18 protein-coding genes are annotated in these 19074 nt (G+C 71.3%); 10 read left to right on the top strand and 8 right to left on the bottom strand.

What is annotated here, in order from left to right:
• Positions 1-10: 10 nt before the first annotated feature.
• Both CP983_RS04740 and CP983_RS04745 read left to right on the top strand, forming a co-directional pair.
• A complete protein-coding gene (locus CP983_RS04740) occupies positions 11-775 on the top strand; it encodes a bestrophin-like domain (RefSeq protein WP_150498634.1) in 765 nt (254 codons plus the stop codon).
• Positions 776-1008: 233 nt separating this feature from the next.
• Positions 1009-1557, top strand: coding sequence for a hypothetical protein (locus CP983_RS04745; RefSeq protein ID WP_150498635.1), 549 nt, complete (start codon positions 1009-1011; stop codon positions 1555-1557).
• 107 nt (positions 1558-1664) lie between these two features.
• On the opposite strand, the gene CP983_RS04750 is transcribed toward CP983_RS04745, so the two are convergent.
• Positions 1665-2165 (bottom strand): hypothetical protein, encoded by a 501-nt coding sequence (locus CP983_RS04750; RefSeq protein ID WP_030958977.1) that lies wholly within the window; start codon positions 2163-2165, stop codon positions 1665-1667.
• A gap of 332 nt (positions 2166-2497) precedes the next feature.
• Here CP983_RS04750 and CP983_RS04755 point away from each other — a divergent pair, with 332 nt between their 5' ends.
• On the top strand, positions 2498-3160 hold the full coding sequence (locus tag CP983_RS04755) for a class F sortase (protein ID WP_107908513.1): 663 nt from the start codon (positions 2498-2500) through the stop codon (positions 3158-3160).
• Between the two features lie 28 nt (positions 3161-3188).
• On the opposite strand, the gene CP983_RS04760 is transcribed toward CP983_RS04755, so the two are convergent.
• Positions 3189-4058, bottom strand: a complete 870-nt coding sequence (locus tag CP983_RS04760) for a polysaccharide deacetylase family protein (RefSeq protein ID WP_150498636.1) — start codon at positions 4056-4058, stop codon at positions 3189-3191.
• Between the two features lie 105 nt (positions 4059-4163).
• Positions 4164-7442 (bottom strand): bifunctional lysylphosphatidylglycerol synthetase/lysine--tRNA ligase LysX, encoded by a 3279-nt coding sequence (gene lysX / locus CP983_RS04765; protein WP_107908515.1) that lies wholly within the window; start codon positions 7440-7442, stop codon positions 4164-4166.
• Between the two features lie 87 nt (positions 7443-7529).
• Between lysX and CP983_RS04770 the strand changes: the two genes are divergently transcribed.
• Positions 7530-7991: a universal stress protein gene (locus CP983_RS04770; protein WP_030952323.1), complete on the top strand. Its 462-nt coding sequence runs from the start codon at positions 7530-7532 to the stop codon at positions 7989-7991.
• A 30-nt stretch (positions 7992-8021) separates the two neighbouring features.
• Here the strand turns inward: CP983_RS04770 and CP983_RS04775 are convergent, their stop codons facing one another.
• Complete coding sequence (locus CP983_RS04775) at positions 8022-8846, bottom strand: alpha/beta fold hydrolase (RefSeq protein WP_229914641.1); 825 nt, start codon at positions 8844-8846, stop codon at positions 8022-8024.
• A 57-nt stretch (positions 8847-8903) separates the two neighbouring features.
• Here CP983_RS04775 and CP983_RS04780 point away from each other — a divergent pair, with 57 nt between their 5' ends.
• Positions 8904-9377 carry a MarR family winged helix-turn-helix transcriptional regulator gene (locus CP983_RS04780; protein ID WP_093748111.1) on the top strand — a complete coding sequence of 158 codons (474 nt, stop codon included), beginning with the start codon at positions 8904-8906 and terminating at the stop codon, positions 9375-9377.
• Position 9378: 1 nt separating this feature from the next.
• On the opposite strand, the gene CP983_RS04785 is transcribed toward CP983_RS04780, so the two are convergent.
• Positions 9379-10524 (bottom strand): CapA family protein, encoded by a 1146-nt coding sequence (locus CP983_RS04785; RefSeq protein ID WP_150498638.1) that lies wholly within the window; start codon positions 10522-10524, stop codon positions 9379-9381.
• Between the two features lie 213 nt (positions 10525-10737).
• Here CP983_RS04785 and CP983_RS04790 point away from each other — a divergent pair, with 213 nt between their 5' ends.
• The 3 genes from CP983_RS04790 to CP983_RS04800 all read left to right on the top strand — a co-directional run bounded on the left by CP983_RS04790 (position 10738) and on the right by CP983_RS04800 (position 12750).
• On the top strand, positions 10738-11283 hold the full coding sequence (locus tag CP983_RS04790; protein WP_030952315.1) for a sigma-70 family RNA polymerase sigma factor: 546 nt from the start codon (positions 10738-10740) through the stop codon (positions 11281-11283).
• Between the two features lie 146 nt (positions 11284-11429).
• A complete protein-coding gene (locus CP983_RS04795; protein WP_107908519.1) occupies positions 11430-11945 on the top strand; it encodes a hypothetical protein in 516 nt (171 codons plus the stop codon).
• Positions 11946-12096: 151 nt separating this feature from the next.
• Complete coding sequence (locus tag CP983_RS04800; RefSeq protein ID WP_030952311.1) at positions 12097-12750, top strand: zf-HC2 domain-containing protein; 654 nt, start codon at positions 12097-12099, stop codon at positions 12748-12750.
• Between the two features lie 22 nt (positions 12751-12772).
• Here CP983_RS04800 and CP983_RS04805 read toward each other — a convergent pair whose 3' ends face one another.
• The 3 genes from CP983_RS04805 to CP983_RS04815 form a co-directional block, all read right to left on the bottom strand.
• Positions 12773-13636, bottom strand: a complete 864-nt coding sequence (locus CP983_RS04805; protein ID WP_107908520.1) for an Fpg/Nei family DNA glycosylase — start codon at positions 13634-13636, stop codon at positions 12773-12775.
• A 40-nt stretch (positions 13637-13676) separates the two neighbouring features.
• Complete coding sequence (locus CP983_RS04810) at positions 13677-15752, bottom strand: SpoIIE family protein phosphatase (RefSeq protein ID WP_150498639.1); 2076 nt, start codon at positions 15750-15752, stop codon at positions 13677-13679.
• Between the two features lie 88 nt (positions 15753-15840).
• Complete coding sequence (locus CP983_RS04815) at positions 15841-17127, bottom strand: DUF6777 domain-containing protein (protein WP_229914642.1); 1287 nt, start codon at positions 17125-17127, stop codon at positions 15841-15843.
• Positions 17128-17211: 84 nt separating this feature from the next.
• On the opposite strand from CP983_RS04815, the gene CP983_RS04820 reads away from it, so the two are divergent.
• Positions 17212-18633, top strand: a complete 1422-nt coding sequence (locus CP983_RS04820; RefSeq protein ID WP_150498640.1) for a lipase maturation factor family protein — start codon at positions 17212-17214, stop codon at positions 18631-18633.
• A gap of 33 nt (positions 18634-18666) precedes the next feature.
• Positions 18667-19056, top strand: a complete 390-nt coding sequence (locus CP983_RS04825) for a cupin domain-containing protein (RefSeq protein ID WP_150498641.1) — start codon at positions 18667-18669, stop codon at positions 19054-19056.
• Positions 19057-19074: the final 18 nt, after the last annotated feature.

Raw genomic sequence — 19074 nt, forward strand, 5'->3', positions numbered from 1 at the left:
GAGGCCCCTCTTGCCGGAATGGCTTGTTCTCACCCTCGCGATGCTGGCCGCGTGTTCCGTGGTGGTCGTCATCACCCTCGTCCGGCACCGCACGGCACCGGACGACGAGGACCCCTCCGAGACCCCGGACGTCATCGAGTACATGACGATGTGGATCGGCGTGGTGTACGCCATCGTGCTGGGCCTGGCCATCGCCGGGGTGTGGGAGGCCCGCAGCGCCGCCCAGGACCATGTCCAGGCGGAGGCCATGGCGCTGCACGAGGTCTCCGAGCGGGTCCGGGTGTATCCGGCCGATGTGCGCGACCGCATTCGGGACGATGTCAACGCCTATGTCGGACACGTCGTCACCAAGGAGTGGAAGCACATGACGGAGCACGGCGAGGTCACCGACCGCGGCACCGAGCTCCTCCAGCGGATCCGCCGGGACGTCACCGACTACGAGCCCAAGTCGGACTTCGAGGCGCAGGCCTATCAGCCGCTCCTCGATCAGGTGACGGCGGCGGACCAGGCGCGCAACGCACGCTCGAACTCCACCGGCGACACCATGCCGGGCGTGGTCTGGTTCGGACTGCTGGCCGGTGGTGTCGTCACCATCGGGATGGTGTTCGCCCTCCAGATCCGGCGCACGGCCCGTGAGCTGATCCTCGCCGGGCTGTTCTCCGCGCTGATCGCCTTCCTGCTCTTCCTCATCTGGGACTTCGACGATCCCTACAGCCGCGGGGTGACCGCGTCGACGGAGCCGTTCCTCGCGCTCTTCCCGCAGTTCATGCGCTGACCGGCCCGCACCGGGCGACGGCGGCGACCCGTGGCACTCGATGTGAAGCAGTCATGCCGCCGCCGTCACCCGCTCGCCGGAACGCCGTCCCCTGAGCGGCCCACACGCGTGCCCCATTCGTACGACACCGATCGCGCGGCTGCGCGCACGTTCCTAGCGTTTCGCTCACCGAGGTGCATTTCTGGCGCAAGCGGAAAGAGTCCGCGACTGCTCCTCGGGGACCGGAGGACACCATGCGTGCGATACGCGTCGCTTCTGCCGCGCTGCTCGGGGTCAGCGCCCTCGCCATGACCGCCCCCGCCGCGCAGGCGCAGGGCGACAACTCCGGTTTCTGGGCCACCGTCCGGCCCACCACCGTCGAACCCGGCGAGCACGTCCGGCTGCGGGCGACGGGCTGCGAGCAGAGCGTGACCGTCTCCTCGGGGGTCTTCGACACGGTCACCATTCCCCGGTGGCGGACGACGGCCTGGGCCCGGGTGGACAGGGACGCCCGCCGGGGCGCCGTCTACGAAGTGTCCTTCTACTGCGGCACCTTCTGGCAGAGCGTCGACCTCACCATCGCCGGCGGCAGACCGGACCGGCCCGACAGGCCCGACAGGCCCGACCGACCCGACCGGCCCGATCGCCCCGAACACCCGGAGCACGGTGTTCGCGCGGGCGAGGGCGGCACGCTCGCCGGACTGGATCTGAAGGAGATCGGCCTGGGCGCCGCGCTCATCACGGCCGCGCTCGGCACCGCGTACCACCTCTCCCGGCGCCGCACCGACGAGGACGGCTCCTGACGCGGCATCCACAGACTCAGACCTTCGCCCCGGTTCCCCACCAGGGGGGCCGGGGCGAAGGTCTGTGCTCGTGCGACCTGTCACGACCGTTGCGGGCCGACAGCGGATCAGATCCGCTTCTCCGCCCGGCGCCGCATCCAGAACACCGCACCGCCGACGACCGCCACGGCGATGAGCCCGCCGCCGATGGCCATGTCGGTCGGCGTCGCGCCCGTGGAGGTGCTGCCGCCGAGACCGCCGCGGACGCCGCCGATGACGGTGAAGGCGTTGGGGTGGGTCAGGGGCCGGCCGGCGCCCGTGCAGTGCACCGTGATGCTGTGCGCACCCGGCCGCGCGTTGTTGTCGATCGTCGCGGTGCCCTTTGACGTGTTGCCGCCGACCGGGCTCAGGGTCGTGGGCCGGAACGCGTCCGAGGTCGCGGTGCCGCCGCGCGGGCAGCCGTCGACGGTGATGGTCAGCTGCCCGCCGCGGGCGATGACGCTGGGCAGGGCGACGATGTTGCTCGGGCCGACGGGCGGCATGCCGTCGCGTGCCGCGGCCACCGGGGCGGCCAGACCGAGGGCGGCGACCGCGGTGGCGGTGGCCGCCAGGGTACGAGTGGTTCGCATGTGATCCTCCGCGGAAGACGCCCCGGGAACCGTCCCCGGTATCGATCGGCGAGAAAGCGCCTCCCAGAAAGACCCTCAGTTGCCGTGCCCGAGGCCGCATTTCGGCAATGGTCCGTCCTGGTGAGGAGACACGCCGGGGGACAACCCCACAATCGGAATTGCCGCAGGTCACGGACCGTCAGAATTTTCCGGCCCCTGGCAACTCGGATGGCGCACCGAAGGAGTTCGCACCACCCGTTCGTATCTGCCCCGTCGCCGGTTTCGCGTGCGGGACTTAGCGTTTTCGTATGCGCGAATGACGTGGCGACGGCCGCGTCGAGAGGGGAAGTCGAATGTCCGGTTTCGAGGTGGCCGAAGAGGAGGAGCGGCGGAGGAAGCGTGCTCCCTGGGGCGTGATAGCGCTGGTGCTGCTGACCGGTCTCGCGCTCGTCCGCAACGGCTCCGGCGAGTTCGACGTGGGCCCGCCGCAGCCCGCCTCGGCGGCCGCGGCCGACCGGCAGCTGCCCGGCCGGGTGCTGGCCCGGGCCGCTCAGCCGCTGTCCTTCGCCCTGCCGGACCGGGTGCGGATCCCCGCGATCAACGTCGACGCGCCGACGATCCCGGTCGGCCTGGACCTCGACGGGTGGGTCGGCGCGCCCCCGCCGGAGGACCCCAATCTGTCGGGCTGGTTCACCGGCTCCGTCTCGCCCGGCGAGAAGGGCACCGCGGTGGTCGTCGGCCACGTCGACAATTTGCAGGGGCCCGCCGTTTTCTACGGCCTCGGCTCACTCGCGAAGGGAAATCGCGTCGAGGTCCTCCGCAAGGACGGAAAGACGGCCGTATTCGAGATCTACGGCGTCGAGGTGTTCCAGAAGGACAACTTCCCCGGAGACCGGGTCTACGCGTCGAAGGGGACCGCCGAATTGCGGGTCATCACCTGTGGCGGCGGTTTCTCCAAGCAGACCGGTTACGACGGGAACGTCGTCGTTTTCGCCAGCCTGGTCGAGGTCCGCTGAGCGTTCCCCGACCGGGCGGCGGAAGCCGTCAGGAGTAATGCCGTTCCGGGACGGTGAGGTGGTATCCGGCGTCCAGCAGCCGCGGCAGATAGAAGCGCAGCGCGGTCACGCTCTGGGAGCGGTCGCCCCCGGCGTCGTGCGAGAGCACCACGACGCCGGGGGCGGCGCCGTTCTCGACCCGGTCGACGATCCTGCGGGTGCCGGGTGTGGTCCAGTCGAGGGTGTCGACGGTCCAGGCCAGCGGGTCCATGCCCAGTTCGGCGCCGAGTTGGAACGCGGCGCGGTTCCAGGCGCCGTAGGGGGCGCGGAACCAGACGGGGCGTTCGCCGCAGGAGTCCTCGATGACGTCGCTGGTGCGCTCCATCTCGCTGCGGATCGCGCGCCGGCTGAGCCGGGTGAGCAGCGGGTGGGACCAGGTGTGGTTGCCGACGACGTGGCCCTCGTCGGCCATCCTGGCGACGAGGTCACCGTTCTCGGCGACCATCTCGCCGCACACGAAGAACATCGCGCGGATGTCGTAGTCGCGCAGGGTGTCCAGGATGTGCGGCGTGTAGCGGGCGTCGGGGCCGTCGTCGAAGGTCAGCACCATCCGGCGGCCCCGCCCGTTCACCTGGAGCATGGGCGCGTGGCGCACGAGGGTGCGGCGCGGGGCGGCCCTGGGCGGGCCGAATCCCGTGAGCGGCTGGAGACGGTACGAGGAGGGCTTGAGCGCGGAGCGCGCCTGCGGGCCCGCGGCCGGGGTGGGGGCCGAGGTCGGGGCGGCGGCGCGCCGGACCGGCTCGTCGCCCGCGAATGTCGTGAACAGCCCGGCGGTGCCGGCGGTTCCGACGGCGGCGGCGCCGGCGAGCAACGCGCGGCGTCGGGTGAGCAGACGCGGGGGCAGCTGATCCTTCGTCATGACTCATGGGTCGCCCGGTGAGAGACCGACGCACCAGTACGACACCGGTACGGCCGTACGAAAGCACTCGCACGGCCGTGCACCGTAGGCCGCTCGCGGCACCGCTCAGCGGCGGCGGACCAGCGGGAACGGCAGCGTCTCGCGGATGGTCAGGCCGGTGAGGAACATGACCAGCCGGTCGACGCCGATGCCGAGCCCGCCGGTGGGCGGCATGGCGTATTCGAGGGCGTCGAGGAAGTCCTCGTCGAGTTCCATGGCCTCGGGGTCTCCCCCGGCGGCGAGCAGCGACTGGGCGGTGAGACGGCGGCGCTGTTCGACGGGGTCGGTGAGCTCGGAGTAGGCCGTGCCCAGTTCGGTGCCGAAGGCGACCAGGTCCCACCGCTCGGCGAGCCGGGGGTCCCCCCGGTGCTGGCGGGTGAGCGGGGAGACGTCGGTGGGGAAGTCCTTGTAGAAGGTGGGCAGGTGGGTCTTCTCCTCGACGAGCCGCTCGTACATCTCCAGGACCACGTCGCCGTGGCCGTCGTCGGCGACGTACGGCACGCCCACGCGGTCGCAGTGGCGGTGCAGTCTGAGCAGCTCGGTGTCGGGGTCGATCTCCTCGCCCAGCACCTCGGAGATCGCGCCGTACACCGTCTTGACGGGCCACTGCCCGGAGATGTCGTACTCCTTGCCGTCCTTGTGGGCGACCGGCGTCCCGAAGGCGGCCCGTGCGCAGCCCTGGATCAGCTCGCGGACCAGGTCGAGCATGACGTCGTAGTCGGCGTACGCCTGGTAGGCCTCCAGGATCGTGAACTCGGGGTTGTGCTTGTAGTCGACGCCCTCGTTGCGGAAGGTGCGGCCCATCTCGAAGACCTTCTCCACACCGCCGACGCACAGCCGCTTGAGGTACAGCTCGGGGGCGATGCGCAGATAGAGGTCGAGGTCGTAGGCGTTGATGTGGGTGGTGAAGGGGCGGGCGTTGGCGCCGCCGTGGATCTGCTGGAGCACCGGCGTCTCGACCTCCAGGTAGCCGCGTTCCAGCAGGCCCTGGCGCAGGGCCTGGACGGCGGTGGAGCGGGCGCGGACCACGTCGCGGGCGGCGGGGCTGGAGACCAGGTCGAGGTAGCGCATGCGGACCTTGGCCTCGGGGTCGGCGAGGCCGCGGCGCTTGTCGGGCAGCGGGCGCAGGCATTTGCCGATGAGCTGCCAGGAGGTGACGAAGACGGTGGGTTCGCCCTTGTCGCTGGTGCCGGCCAGACCGGTGGCGCTGATGAGGTCGCCGATGTCGGTGTCGGCGGTGAAGCGGTCGAGGGCGGCGCCGGAGTCCTTGCGGGTGAGGGCGAGTTGGTGGTCGCCGGACCAGTCGCGCAGCACGGCGAAGACGAGGCCGCCGAAGTCGCGGACCAGCATGACCCGGCCGGCGACGGTGACCTGTTCGCCCGTGCGGACCTCGGCGAGGGCGTGGGTGCGGGCCGGGATGCCGACGGGGTAGGGGTCGACGCCCTCGGTGCGCAGCCGGTCCAGGGTGCGGTGCCGGATGCGGACCTGTTCGGGCAGGCCCGCATCCGGCCCGGCCGCCCCGGCCTCGTCCCCTCCTTCGAGGCCGAGTGCCGCCAGCGAGGGCAGTCCCTCGGTGGTCGCGGGGCGGGGCTGGTTCCTCGGGTGCCCCTTTCTGCGGAGTTTGTGCAGCGACGGTACGGAGACGAAGCCTTCGGCGATGCCGGACGCCATGCCGATGCGGGCGAGGGAGGCGGCCTCGCCGTAGCAGATGAAGCGGGGGTACCACTCGGGCTGGTACTTCGCGTTGGAGCGGTAGAGGGCCTCCAGCTGCCACCACTTGGAGAAGAACAGCAGCAGGCGCCGCCACAGCCGCAGCACGGGCCCGGCGCCGATGCGGGCGCCCTCCTCGAAGACCGAGCGGAAGACGGCGAAGTTCAGGGAGATCCGGCGGATGCCGAGCTTGGGTGCCGCGTCGCACAGTTCGGCGACCATGAACTCCATGACGCCGTTGGGGGCGCCGCGGTCACGGCGCATCAGGTCCAGGGAGACGCCTTCGCGGCCCCAGGGCACGAAGGACTGCAGGGCGAGCAGCTCGCCGTCCCCGCCGAGGGCCTCCAGGAGGAGGCAGTCGCCGTCGGCGGGGTCGCCGAGGCGGTCCAGGGCCATGGAGAAGCCGCGTTCGGTCTCGGTGTCGCGCCAGGCGTCGGCCTTACGGATGATCTCCTCCATCTCCGCCTCGCCGAGGGTGGAGTGGCGGCGGATACGGCAGTGGGCCCCGGTGCGGCGGACGCGGTGGACGGCCTGCCGGGTGACCCGCATGTCGCGGCCGTCGAGGTCGAAGTCCTGCGGCCGCAGGATCGCCTCGTCGCCTAGCTGGAGGGCACCGAGTCCGGCACGGGCGTAGGCGGTGGCGCCGTCCTCGGAGGCGCCCATCGCGGCCGGCACCCAGGCGTGCCGGCGGGCGGCGGCCAGCCAGGCGGCGATGGCGTGCGGCCATGCCTCCCGGTCGCCGACCGGGTCGCCACTGGCGAGGCACACGCCGGCCTCGACGCGGTAGGTGACGGCGGCCTTGCCGCTGGGCGAGAAGACGACGGCCTTGTCCCGCCGGGTGGCGAAGTAGCCGAGGGAGTCCTTGTCGCCGTAGGCCTTGAGGAGGGCGCGGATGCGGGCCTCCTCGTCGTCGTGCAGGGCGGCCTCCATGCGCTGCGAGCGGAACAGCGTGGCGGCGGCGTTGAGGAGGGCGAGCGCACCGAACAGGCCGAGCAGGAAGTACAGGGGGCGCGGCGGCCGTCCGTCGTAGGTGGTGCCGGAGACGAGGCCGCCGCAGACCCGGTCGGCGGCCCACGCCAGCCGCTGGCTCTGCGGCAGCGTGCCGGGGAACAGTTCGACGAGCCCCCAGCCGACCAGGATGCCGATGACGAGTCCGACGAGCAGGACACCGAGGGCTCTTCGTACGGCCGCTCTGCGGGAGGCGGCGTAGAACTCCTTGCGGGCGACGATCAGCAGGGCGAGGGCGAGGCCGCACACGATGAGGGACGGGACGGAGTCGGCGTAGTCGCCGAAGACGGTGCCGACGATGTCGGAGAGGACGAGCAGGCCCAGATAGACGACGACCAGCCACCAGGCGATCTTCTTGCGGGCGGCCGTCGCGGCGGCGAGCAGGAAGAGGAAGACAGCGTAGGCGAGGTTGGCGCTGACGGGGACGATGACCTGGTCGAGGGCGCGCACGACGGGGCGCAGCGCGACCCGGAGCGGCGGGATGAGGGCGAGCAGGACGCAGAGCAGTCCGAGGGCGCCGAAGAAGGTCGCGAAGCCTTCCGGCACCCTGCTCATCAGCCCGTGTCCCGGCGGCCGCGCCGGCCCCGTGACGTCCTTGTCCCGCGCGGCCTCCACGGTGGCACTCATGTTCCGACTGTAGGAAGCCCCGCGTCTCTTCGCCCGTCGAGCGTCCCGGCCGGCGGCGGGACCTGGGCCTTCCGATAGCCTCCTGCCGTGACGGAACAGCACTCGCACCGGTTCGAGCGGGGCACGGACGGGCCCAAGGTCATCGTGGTCGGGGTGGACGGCTCCGACTCATCGCTGCGCGCGGCGGCCTACGCCGGTGGCCTGGCCCGACGGCAGAACGCTCTGCTCGCCGTCGTGTACGTGCAGCCGGTGATGACGGCGGGCGCGGCGCTCGGGGCGCCGGTCGCGGAGACGACCAATGAGATCGCCGAGTCCCTGATCTCCTACATCCGGGAGGCCACGGAGCGGCTCAAGGGGATATTCGACGTCCGCTGGGAGTTCCACACCTTCCAGGGCGACCCCTACAACGGGCTGGTGAAGGCGGCGGACGACCTCAAGGCGGACGCCGTGGTGGTGGGCGCCTCGGAGCAGGCCGGGCACCGGATCGTGGGTTCCGTCGCGATCCGGCTGGTGAAGGCGGGGCGCTGGCCGGTGACGGTCGTCCCGTAGCCGCCCCGGCCCACCGGGCGGCGCCGTGCCTCAGAGGGTCCGCAGGAAGTCGAGCACGATCTTGTTGAAGATCTCCGGCTTCTCCAGGTTGGGGTAGTGGCCTACGCCGTCGACGACCTCGGTGCGGCCGTCGTGGACGGTGCCGGCGAGGCGCTCGGCCGCGGCGAGCATGTCGGCGGGCTCCAGGCCGCCGTTGAGGGCGAGCAGCGGGACGGTGATCCCCGCCGCGCGGGCGAAGGTGTCCGGCACGGGCACGAACCAGTCCTTCTCGCCGGGTGTGTGCTTGGCGAGGGTGCCGCGGGCCATGTCCCGGATCAGGCGCAGGCTGTCCTGGTCGACGTCGGCGACGGTGCGCTCCGGGCCGGGCAGTACCCGTACGAACGCGTCGAGCCAGGCGTCGATGTCCGCGGCTTCCAGGGCGCGGGCCATCTCGGCCTGGAGGCCGCGGGTCCAGTCGTCCGTGTACTGGAACTCCCCTGTCGCGGCACCGCAGGTGACGACGGCGCGGACGAGTTCGGGGTGCTCCAGCACGGTGTTGGTGGCGATCAGCCCGCCCATGGACAGGCCGACGAGGACCGCGGGGCCCGCGTCGAGGTGGCACAGCAGGGCGGCGATGTCGTCGGCCCAGCGGAAGGGCCTGCTCGCGTTGGCGGAGGAGCCGTGGCCGCGTACGTCCAGGGCGATCACGCGGTGGCCGGCGGCGAGGGCCGGTATCTGGGCGTGCCAGACGCGGTGGTCGACGTATCCGGAGTGGAGGAGGACCACGAGGTCCCCGGAGCCGGTGTCGAGGTAGGCGAGGTCGCCGTCGGCTGAGGCGAAGGTGCGCAGGTCCGAAGCTTTCGTCGCTGTCGTCATGACAACCAAGGTGTCATCCTTGGAGCAATTTGGCAACCCAGGTGTCATGATGGCCCGGTGAACGACTCCGCCAAGCCCCTCTCCCCCGACGACCTCGGCCACCGGGTCAGCGAGGTCTTCGATCTGATCGGCGCGCTCTACCGGCGCGGCCTGCGCAAGCTCGAACAGGGCGAGGAGGTCGAGGGGGTGTCCGTCGGCGTGCGCTCCGTGCTGGTGCTGCTGCACAGGTACGGGCCCATGACGGTGCCTCAGATGGGCCGCCTCATGACGCTGACCCGGCAGTTCGTGCAGCGCATGGTCAACGACGCGCTGGCCAGGGGCTGGGCCGAGACCACGCCCAACCCCGCGCACCAGCGCTCCTCGCTGATCCGGATCACGGACGAGGGCGAGGCCGTCATCACCGCGATCCTCGCGCGCGAGCACGCCCTGAACCGGCAGGTCGGCGGCGAGCTGACCGAGGCCGAGCTCCAGGCGTGCGTGCGCGTGCTGAAGGAGATGTTGAAGACCTTCGACCACGTCGAGGCGGACTGACCTACTCCCCCATCGACAGCCCGTCGTCCCCGGCACCCCGGCTGAGCACGACCTCGCGGATCCGGTCCCGCACACCGCTCAGTTCGGCGCCCTTGGCGATGGCCTGGTTGAGGTTGAGCACCCGGCCGGCGTCGATGTCGAACAACTGCGGGACGAACTCGGCCTTCGACACCTCCCAGCGCCCGCCGGCCCGGACCGGCGGATCGAATCGGAAGCGGGCGAGCGTGGACTGGTTGCCGCGCGGGTCCTGCACGCCCTGCGAGTTGTACATCGCGCCGGCGACCTGATCACCCATGCCGTAGACCACCCAGGTGCCGTTCACCTTCTCGTACGCCTGTGGGACATGGGCGTGGGTGCCGAGGATCAGGTCGATGTCGGGGCGGTCGCCGGTCCGGGCCGCGGTGAGCTCCTGGGCCAGGTTCAGCTGGTCCTCGTCGGGCGCGTCCTGCCATTCAGTGCCCCAGTGCATCGACACGACCACCACATCCGCACCACCCTTCCGGGCGGCCCGGGCGTCCGCGACGATCTTCTCCCGGTCGATCAGATTGACCGCCCAGGGCTGGCCCGGCGGGAGCGGGAAGTCGTTGACGCCGTAGGTGTACGCGAGATGCGCGACCTTGGCGCGGCCCGCGCGCATGACGGTCACACTGCGTGCCTCGCCCGAGGTGCGGGCCGTGCCCGCGTGCCGCACCTTCGCCTGATCGAGGGCGTTCAGCGTGCGCAGGATGCCGGCGGCCCCGTCGTCGAGGCTGTGGTTGGAGGCCGTCGAGCAGCCGTCGTAGCCGGCGGAGGCGATGCCCCTGGCCACCTCCGGCGGGGACTTGAAGAGGGGGTAGCCGGTGTACTGGCCGTCCTCGCCGTAGACGGTCTCCATATGACACAGCGCCAGATCGGCGCGGGAGACGACGGGTCGTACGCCGGCGAACATCGGGCGGAAGTCGTACCCCTTGCCGCCCGCGTCGAAGCGGGCGCGATCGATGATCGGGGTGTGCGGGAGGACGTCCCCGGAGGCGACGAGGGTGAAGCCGCGGGTGCCGGCGGACGGTGCCGGACGTCCTGCGACCTCGCGGTTGTGGGCCTGGCAGGCGGCACCTGCGACAAGCACGGCCGTGACAGCGATGGCCACAAGCCGACTGCGTGCGATCATCAGCTCACCCCTTGTGGTCGTATATACGCACCAAAATAGGTACGAAATAGAGCACGCTCGCAAACAATCCGGCCGCTTCCATTAGGCCGTCCGGCCCGCCCCGGCTTGCGGAAGGGACCGTTCACCGAACCGTTCGCCGACGCGATCGACCGTCCGCCGCAGATCCGTGCGAGCGCCCTGTCCCAGAACTGCCGCCTGCGATGCCATACGGCCATGACGGCCGGAACCACCCTCACGAACGGGACGACCGCCGAGCACGAGCTCGCCGCACTGCAGCGGGAGCACGGCCGGCCCCTCTTCGCGCTCCTGCTCCGGCTCTGTGACGGCGACCGGCAGCGCGCCGAGGACCTGGTGCAGGAGACGCTGGTGCGCGCCTGGCAGCATCCCGAGGCCCTGCGCGCCGACGACTTCGACTCGGTGCGGCCCTGGCTGCTGACCGTCGGGCGACGCCTGGCGATCGACGCGCGGCGGGCCCGGCAGGCACGCCCGCCGGAGGTCGGCGACGCGATCCTGGAGAACGCGCGCGTGATCTCCGACCACGCCGAGCGGGCCGCCGAGATGCTCGACGTCCGCGAGGCTGTGAAGACACTCACTCCCGAGCACCGTGAAGTCCTGGTGCTCGTGTACTTCCAAGGGGCGAGTGTTGCGGAGGCCGCGGAAACCCTTGGTATTCCGCCCGGTACGGTGAAGTCCCGCGCGTACTACGCACTGCGCGCACTGCGTCGGGTGCTTCCCGGATACGCGGCCGACCTGCGGTGAAACCGAAGGCTTAGTCAAACCTCCGTAAAGCGCCTTGCTGAACACCCCGGTTGAGTAATCGGCTGTCCTCATCCGTGTTCCGGATTGGGCAAGGGCCCACGGCCCCGGGGTAGGGCGACGCACTCACCGGAGGAAGGCAGGAAGGGATGCTGCACAGAGGTCAGGAGAGCACGGACGGCACCGGTGGCGGTGAACTCACCGTCCCCATGGCGTGGTTGTACGCCGAGTACATCGCCGACGAGCTGCTGCGCACCGGCGATCTGATGCCGCCGACGTCCTTCGAGTTCCGCGCCGGGCGTGACGCCCTGGCGCTGACCATCTTCCTGTCCGACACCGACGGCGAGCTGTCCGGCATCCGGGTGGTGACCCAGCTGGAGACCTGGCTGTCGCTGACGGCCTACGACCAGCCGTGGCAGGACTGGGTGCGCGAGCGCATCGCGGGCCTCGCGGCCGAGGCGACCGACTCCGGCGGGCCCGCGCCCGACCTGGAACTCGCCGAGGCGGCCTGGCGCTGGCTCCAGGAGACCGAGCTGCTCGCGCCCGATCTGAACGCCGTGCCGGGCGGTGGTGCGCCGGTCGGAGAGGACGAGGGACCCAAGGTGTGGACACCGGCGTGGCAGCTCGGACTGCCGCTCGGGCACCTCGCCATCCACCTTTTTTAAGTTCTTTTCCCCTCGGACCAATCCTCGACGCCGACCGCTCCGAATCCCTTGGTTGCGATTCTCCGAGTGGCTTGAGTGATTCGACTGTCTGGTGCGTACCAGTGGGCGCAAGGAGTAACACACCCCACACCCAACGGCACGAGGATTCGGCATGAGGTCCCTGGAGAGGCATCGCGACGTCGCCGCGTACGCGCTCGGCGTGCTGAACGAGGCGGAGGCGTTCCGCTTCGAGGACCACCTCATGGAGTGCCCCCGCTGTGCGGCACACGTGACCGAGTTCGGGCCCGTCGCCCGCCAGTTGATGTTGTACCGGCGCTCCACCCCCCGCTTCGTGAGCCCCATGACCAAGCCGGGCCCCCAGATGCTGAACCGGCTGCTCGAAGCGGTGGCGGTCCGCCATCGCGCCCGGCGCCGGCGCACCCTGTACGCCGTGGCCGCCTCCGTGGTGATCGCCCTCGCCGCCCCCGGCGTCGCGATCATGGCCGGCGGCGACGACAGATCCGTACAGGTGGTCGAGGCGACCGACGAGCGGTCAGGGGTGTGGGCGCAGGTCACGACCGAGAACGAGATGTACGGCAGCCAGGTGGAGCTGAAGGTGAAGGACGGCGCGGGTCCGCGCCCCTGCCACCTGATCGCCATCGGCCGGGACGGCTCGGAGGAGACCGTGACCAGCTGGTCCGCGGCCCATCACGACGCCCGCGAGAACACCATGATGGGCGCGTCGGCGATGCACAGCGACGAGATCATGCGCTACGAGGTGCGTACGTCGGACGGCGAGCACCTGGTCACGCTCAACCCCCGTTAGCGCTCCCCCACTCCGGTCCCGGCTACTTCAGCAGCCGCGACATCCGCCGGTCCGCCAGTGGCTTCCCGCCCGTCTGGCAGGTCGGGCAGTACTGCAACGAGGAGTCGCTGAAGGAGACCTCGCGGATGGTGTCACCGCAGACCGGGCAGGGCTCGCCGGTGCGGCCGTGGACACGCAGGCCGCTCTTCTTCTCGGCCTTGAGACGGCCGGCCGCCAGCCCCCGCGAACGCTCGACCGCCTCGGTGAGGGTCGTCCGCAGGGCCTCGTACAGCAGTGCCGTCTCCTGCGGGGTCAGTGCCGCCGCCAGCTTGAACGGCGACATCTTGGCCGCGTGCAGGATCTCGTCGCTGTAGGCGTTCCCGACCCCGGCGATGAGGCTCTGGTCGCGCAGGGCGCCCTTGATCTGGCGGCGCTCGTCCTTCAGCAGTGCCGCGAACCGGGTCTCGTCGAAGTCGTCGGCGAGCGGGTCCGGGCCCAGCCGGGCCACGCCCGGGACGTCCTGCGGGTCCTGCACGACGTACACCGCGAGACGCTTCTGCGTGCCGGCCTCCGTCAGGTCGAAGCCGGCGCCGGTCTCCAGGGCGACGCGCAGCGCGAGCGGGCCCTTGCCGGGGCGGGGCATGCCGCTCGGGAGCCGGTCCTTCCACTGGAGCCAGCCCGCGCGGGCGAGGTGGGTCACCAGATGCGGGCCCTCGGCCGTCACCAGGTCCAGGAACTTGCCGTACCGGCGTACGGCGGTGACCTCGTGGCCCTCGACGGAGGTGACCGGCGGGTCGTACGTCTTGAGGACACTGATCGCGACGGGCAGCACCCGCACGATCTCGTGCCCGACCAGGTTCTCGGTCAGGAAGTCCTTGAGCGCTTCCACCTCGGGGAGTTCCGGCATACGTCCAGAGTGCCATCCGCCACCGCCGGCGCCACGTGCCTCAGGGCCGCTCCGGCACGATGAACTCGCACCACACCGCCTTGCCGCCGCCCCGGGCCTCCACGCCCCACACGTCCGTGAGCAGATCGACGAGGAGCAGCCCGCGGCCCGAGACACCCGACTCCCCCGCCTCGCGGCGGCGCGGCAGGGCGCTGGAGGAGTCCTCGACCTCGACGCGCAGCCGGCGTTCGGAGCCGGCCAGGACCCGCAGGGTCACCACGGCCGAGCCCTCGGTGTGCATCAGGGCGTTGGTGATGAGTTCGTCGGCGACCAGCTCGATCTCGTCCGCCCGGTCGGCGGCGCCCCAGGCGCGCACGGCGGCGCGGATCATGTGCCGGGCCGCGGTGAGGGCCTCCGGGTCGCCGGGCGCGACGTGCTGCTGGAGCCGGCCGCCGGGCTGGGGGGCGTCCAGGACACGGCGGCGCAGCAGGAGCAGGGCCACGTCGTCGTCGCCACCGCGTTCCTCGGCCACGTCGATCAGGCGGTCCGCGAGATCACGGACGTCCTTCGGGCCGGTGGCGATGAGCGCGGTGAGGGTCTGCATGCCGTCGTCCAGGTCGGTACCGGGCTGTTCGACCAGGCCGTCGGTGCACAGCAGCAGGGTGTGGTCGGAGTCCAGCTCGATCGTGCCGACCGGGTATTCGAGCTGCCCGAACTCCGCGGACAGGCCGAGCGGCAGCCCGCCCTCGACGGAGACCCGGCGGCAGGCGCCACCGGGCTCGCGGACCAGCGGGTCGATATGACCGGCCCGCACCACCTGCACGACGCCGGTGGAGAGGTCCGCCTCGGCGTACAGGCAGGTCGCGAAGCGGTCGGTGTCCAGCTCGTGCAGGAACACCGAGGCGCGGGCCATCACCGTGGCCGGGGTGTGTCCCTCGGCGGCGTAGGCCCGCAGGACGATGCGCAGCTGGCCCATCACGGCGGCGGCGTGGGTGTCGTGGCCCTGGACGTCGCCGATGACGGCGCCGACCCGGCCGCCCGGCAGCGGGATCAGGTCGTACCAGTCGCCGCCGATGTCCCGGCCGAGGGACGCGGAGCGGTAGCGCACGGCGACGTCGGCACCGGGCACGCTGGGGATGGTGCGCGGCAGCATGGCCTGCTGGAGGCCGGAGGCGAGGTCCTTCTCCTGCTCGTAGAACATGGCCCGCTGAAGGCTCTGCGCGATGCTGCTGCCGAGGGCGACGAGGACGTTGCGCTCGTCCGAGGTGAAGCCTCGCCGGTCGTTGTAGAGCAGGCCGATGGCGCCGATGGGCCGGGCCTGGGCGATCAGCGGCATGTAGGCGGCGGACGTGATGTGCAGGTCGGTGATGTGCGGCCAGAGGACCGGGTAGCTGTCCGCGAACTCCTCCGGCGACTCGATGAACCGCGGGCTGAGGGTCCGTACGACCTCGCTCATCGGGTACTGCTCGTCTATTCGGGTGATCAGGGTGCCGGGCACGAAGCTGCCCGAGGGGCCCTCGGCGACCAGCCGGATGCGGCCGGCCTCGACCAGGCCCATGACGAGGCTGGTGGCGCCGAGATGGGTGAGGCCGTGGGTGTCCTTGAGGACGTCGATGACGTCCTGGATGGTGCGGGCGTGGGCGAGGGCGGCCGTGGTGAGCTGGACGACGCTGGTCTGCTGGCGCCTGGCCTCGTCGTCGGCGGCCTGCTGATGCCGCTGCTCGAGCTCGGCGAGTTCCTCGGTGGCCACGCGGACGATGCCGACGATGCGGCGCGGGCGGCCCGTCTCGTCGCGGCGGATGTAGCCCTGGGTGTGGGTCCAGCGCATGGTGCCGTCGCGGCAGCGGATGCGGAAGTAGGTGCCGTAGTTCTCGCTGCCGTCCTTCATCGCCTGGGAGACCAGGCCGTCCAGCCGGTAGCCCTCCGGCGGCGGCACCCGGACCGCCAGGGTCGCCGGGTTGCCGTCGTATTCGTCGGGGCGCAGGTCGAAGACCTCGTGGGCCTGGGCGTCCATGTGGAAGACGCCGTTGTCCAGGTCCCAGTCGAAGGTGCCCATGCGGTTGAGCGCCAGGATCGGGTCCGGGTGGGCGGGCCAGTCGTCCGGGAGTGACAGGGCGCTCGCTCCCCGATCAACCATGGGCCCACCTTGCCAGGGTTTGCCGGATTCTTCGACTGGGGCGACGGAACCTTTCTCGCTCGTCGTGCGGTCCGTGCCCCGGTGGCGGTCAGCCGTCGAACACGTCGGTGGGGCTGCCGAAGATGCTGCCGGTCGCGCCGGGATCGTCGGGGATCAGCCCGCCGCCGTCGGGCGTGTCAGGGCCGTCCGGGACCGCCTCTGGACCGACCTCCTCCGAGGAGCCGGGGGAGGTCTCGGGCTCGGTGCGGGAGGCGGGGGCGCTGGGCTCTTCGGGCGAGGCGTGGGTGCTGCGGCCGGGGTCGGCCGAGGAGGGCGGGGCCGTCGGAGCGACGGTGGCCGTGGGGCAGTCGTCGGGCCGTCGGCCCGCGTCCGAGGGGGCGTCGGCCTGGATGTCCGTGGCACCGGGGGTGACGGTGGCGTCCGGGGTCACGCAGTCGGCCGGTGTCCGCTCCGGGGGCGAGGCGGGCTCGCTCTCGTGGGAGGGCGTGGGCGTCGGCGTGCCGCTGTCGTGTCCGGGCCGGTCGTGCCGGGGCTCGTCCCGGTCGGGAGGCATCGGCTTCGCCGGCGGTACGACATGGTCGTGGTCGTGACCCCGATGGCCGACCGGCCGCTCGATCCAGGTGTTGTCGACGACGTTGATGATCGTGATGTCGGCGATCACCTGGGGCGCCGGCGCCACCACGACCACCCGGCCCGGCTCGTACCCGGACCAGCCCCGGCCGCCGACGCCGCTCTCACCCCGGGTCCCGCCGGGCGGGGCGAGCGGGTTGCCGCAGGCGCAGCGGACGCGGGGCACTCCGTGGGCGTCGACGAGGACGGCGGTGCCCGCCTGGAGGACGGACTGGTAGCCGGTGCCCATCCCGTCGCGGAACCCGTGGTTGGTGACCCGGGTGTCCACCCGCAGCACGACCGAGGTCAGGCTGCGCAGATAGCCGGGTATCGACGTCCGGGAGACGCCTGCGGCCTGGGCGAAGACGCGGGCCCTGGTCCGGTCGGCGGCGAGGGCGTCGATCTGCCGCTGGACGTCGCAGCTCCCGGCTCCGCGGGTGCCGCCGTACAGCCCGGGTGTCTCACCGGACAGGGACTGGGGGCCGGTGCGCCCCGACTGCACCGGCTGCGGCGTTCGGGTGAGCGGCGCGGCGGCGGCCTCTGCGGTCGTCGTGGAGGCCGTGAAGGGATCGGGTCCACCGTCCGCCGCGGGCTGGAGGAAGAGGTCCTCGCCGGATGGCGTGTTCGTGTCGCTGCCGCCGACGCAGCCGGCGACGAGGAGTGCCGCCGAGAGCGCGCAGGCCGTGAGGATGGTTCGGGTGGGTGTCCGCACCACGTCCTCCCGCCGGTCGTCGGGAAATTCGTCACCATTGTCTGCTTCACTCACATGGGTTACGCAAGCGGAGAAGTGGTATACGGAGAGTCACCCGGGGCGAGGTGGCGCGACAATGAGGAGAGGAGGCGTACGGCCGTGGACTGGTTCGTCGCACCGGACTACTGGACGAGCCGGCTGGTCTTCCAGCGGGCTCTGGCCGGCGTGTACCTCGTCGCGTTCCTGACGGCGGCCCTTCAGTTCCGGGCGCTGATGGGCGAGCGGGGGATGCTGCCCGTGCCGCGCTTCGTCGCGCAGGTGCGCTTCAGGGCGGCCCCGAGCCTGTTCCAACTCCACTATTCGGACCGGTTCTTCGCCGGCTGTGCCTGGTCGGGCTGCGCGGTGTCGGCGGCGCTGCTGGCGGGAGTGGACTCTTTGGTGCCCCTGTGGGCCGCAATGCTGCTGTGGCTCGTCCCGTGGGCGCTGTATCTCTCGATCGTGAACGTCGGCCAGACCTGGTACTCGTTCGGCTGGGAGTCGCTGCTCCTCGAGGTGGGCTTCCTCGCCGTGCTGCTGGGCAACGACGAGGTGGCGCCACCGGTCGTGGTGCTGTTCCTGCTGCGCTGGATCCTGTTCCGCGTCGAGTTCGGCGCTGGCCTGATCAAGATGCGCGGCGACGCCTGCTGGCGGAAGCTGACCTGCCTCGACCACCATCACGAGACCCAGCCGATGCCGGGGCCGCTGAGCTGGTTCTTCCACCATCTGCCGAAGCCGCTGCACCGCGTCGAGGTGGCCGCCAACCACTTCACCCAACTCGTCGTGCCCCTCCTCCTCTTCACCCCGCAGCCCGTCGCGACGGCCGCCGCAGCCCTGATGATCGTCACCCAGCTGTGGCTGGTGCTGTCGGGCAACTTCTCCTGGCTGAACTGGATCACCATCGTCCTGGCCCTGTCGGCGCTGGCCTTCCCGAGCGATCCGCCGTCCGTGCCGGAGGCGCCGCTCTGGTACGAGGTGGTGGTCCTGGCGGTCGCCGCCCTGCTGCTGTTCCTCAGCTACCGCCCGGTCGCGAACATGGTCTCCCGCCGCCAGGTCATGAACCGCTCCTTCGACCCGCTCCATCTGGTCAACACCTACGGCGCGTTCGGCAGCGTCAGCCGGATCCGCTACGAGGTGGTCGTCGAGGGGACGGCCGACGACGTGCCGCGCGAGGACTCGGACTGGCGGGAGTACGAGTTCAAGGGCAAGCCGGGCGACCCCCGCCGCTGGCCGCGCCAGTTCGCGCCGTACCACCTGCGGCTCGACTGGCTGATGTGGTTCGCCGCCCTGTCCCCCGCCTACGCGGGCCCATGGTTCGGCGCTCTGGTGGAACGGCTCCTGGAGAACGACCGCGACACCCTCGGACTTCTGCGCCGCTCCCCGTTCCCGCCCGACGCCCCGCCCCGCCACATCCGCGCCCGCCTGTTCCGCTACCGCTACACGACCTGGCGTGAGCTCCGGGAGACGGGCGCTTGCTGGGAACGGACTTATGTTCGGGAGTATCTGCCGCCCACCCGGCTGGCGGGGATGGCCCAGAAGTCATGAGGTTCGAGAAGGCTCGCCCAGAAAGGGATCGTCATGGCCAGTCAGCAGGACCCGGTCAGGGTCGTCACGCCCGATGGCCGAAGGCCGGGGCCCCGTACCCCGGGGATGGACCGGCAGGAGGCGTTCGCCACCGAGGGGACCTGGTCGGGGTTCGTCCGCACCGAGGCCGGCATGGTCTCCGGCTGGCACCACCACGGGAACTGGGAATCGGTGATCTACGTCCTCACCGGCGCGCTGCGCATGGAGTTCGGCCCGGACGGCGCGAACGCGGTGGAGGCAGGCCCAGGTGACTTCATCCACGTTCCCAAGGGCGCCGTCCACCGGGAGAGCAACCCTTCGGCCGGGCCCGCCGACATCATCGTCGTGCGAGCCGGCGCCGGAGGTGAGTCGACCTTCAACGTCGACGGGCCGGAGCGGACCTGAGAAGTCTCGCGCAGGGCG

Source organism: Streptomyces chartreusis, assembly GCF_008704715.1.
Lineage (GTDB): Bacteria > Actinomycetota > Actinomycetes > Streptomycetales > Streptomycetaceae > Streptomyces > Streptomyces chartreusis.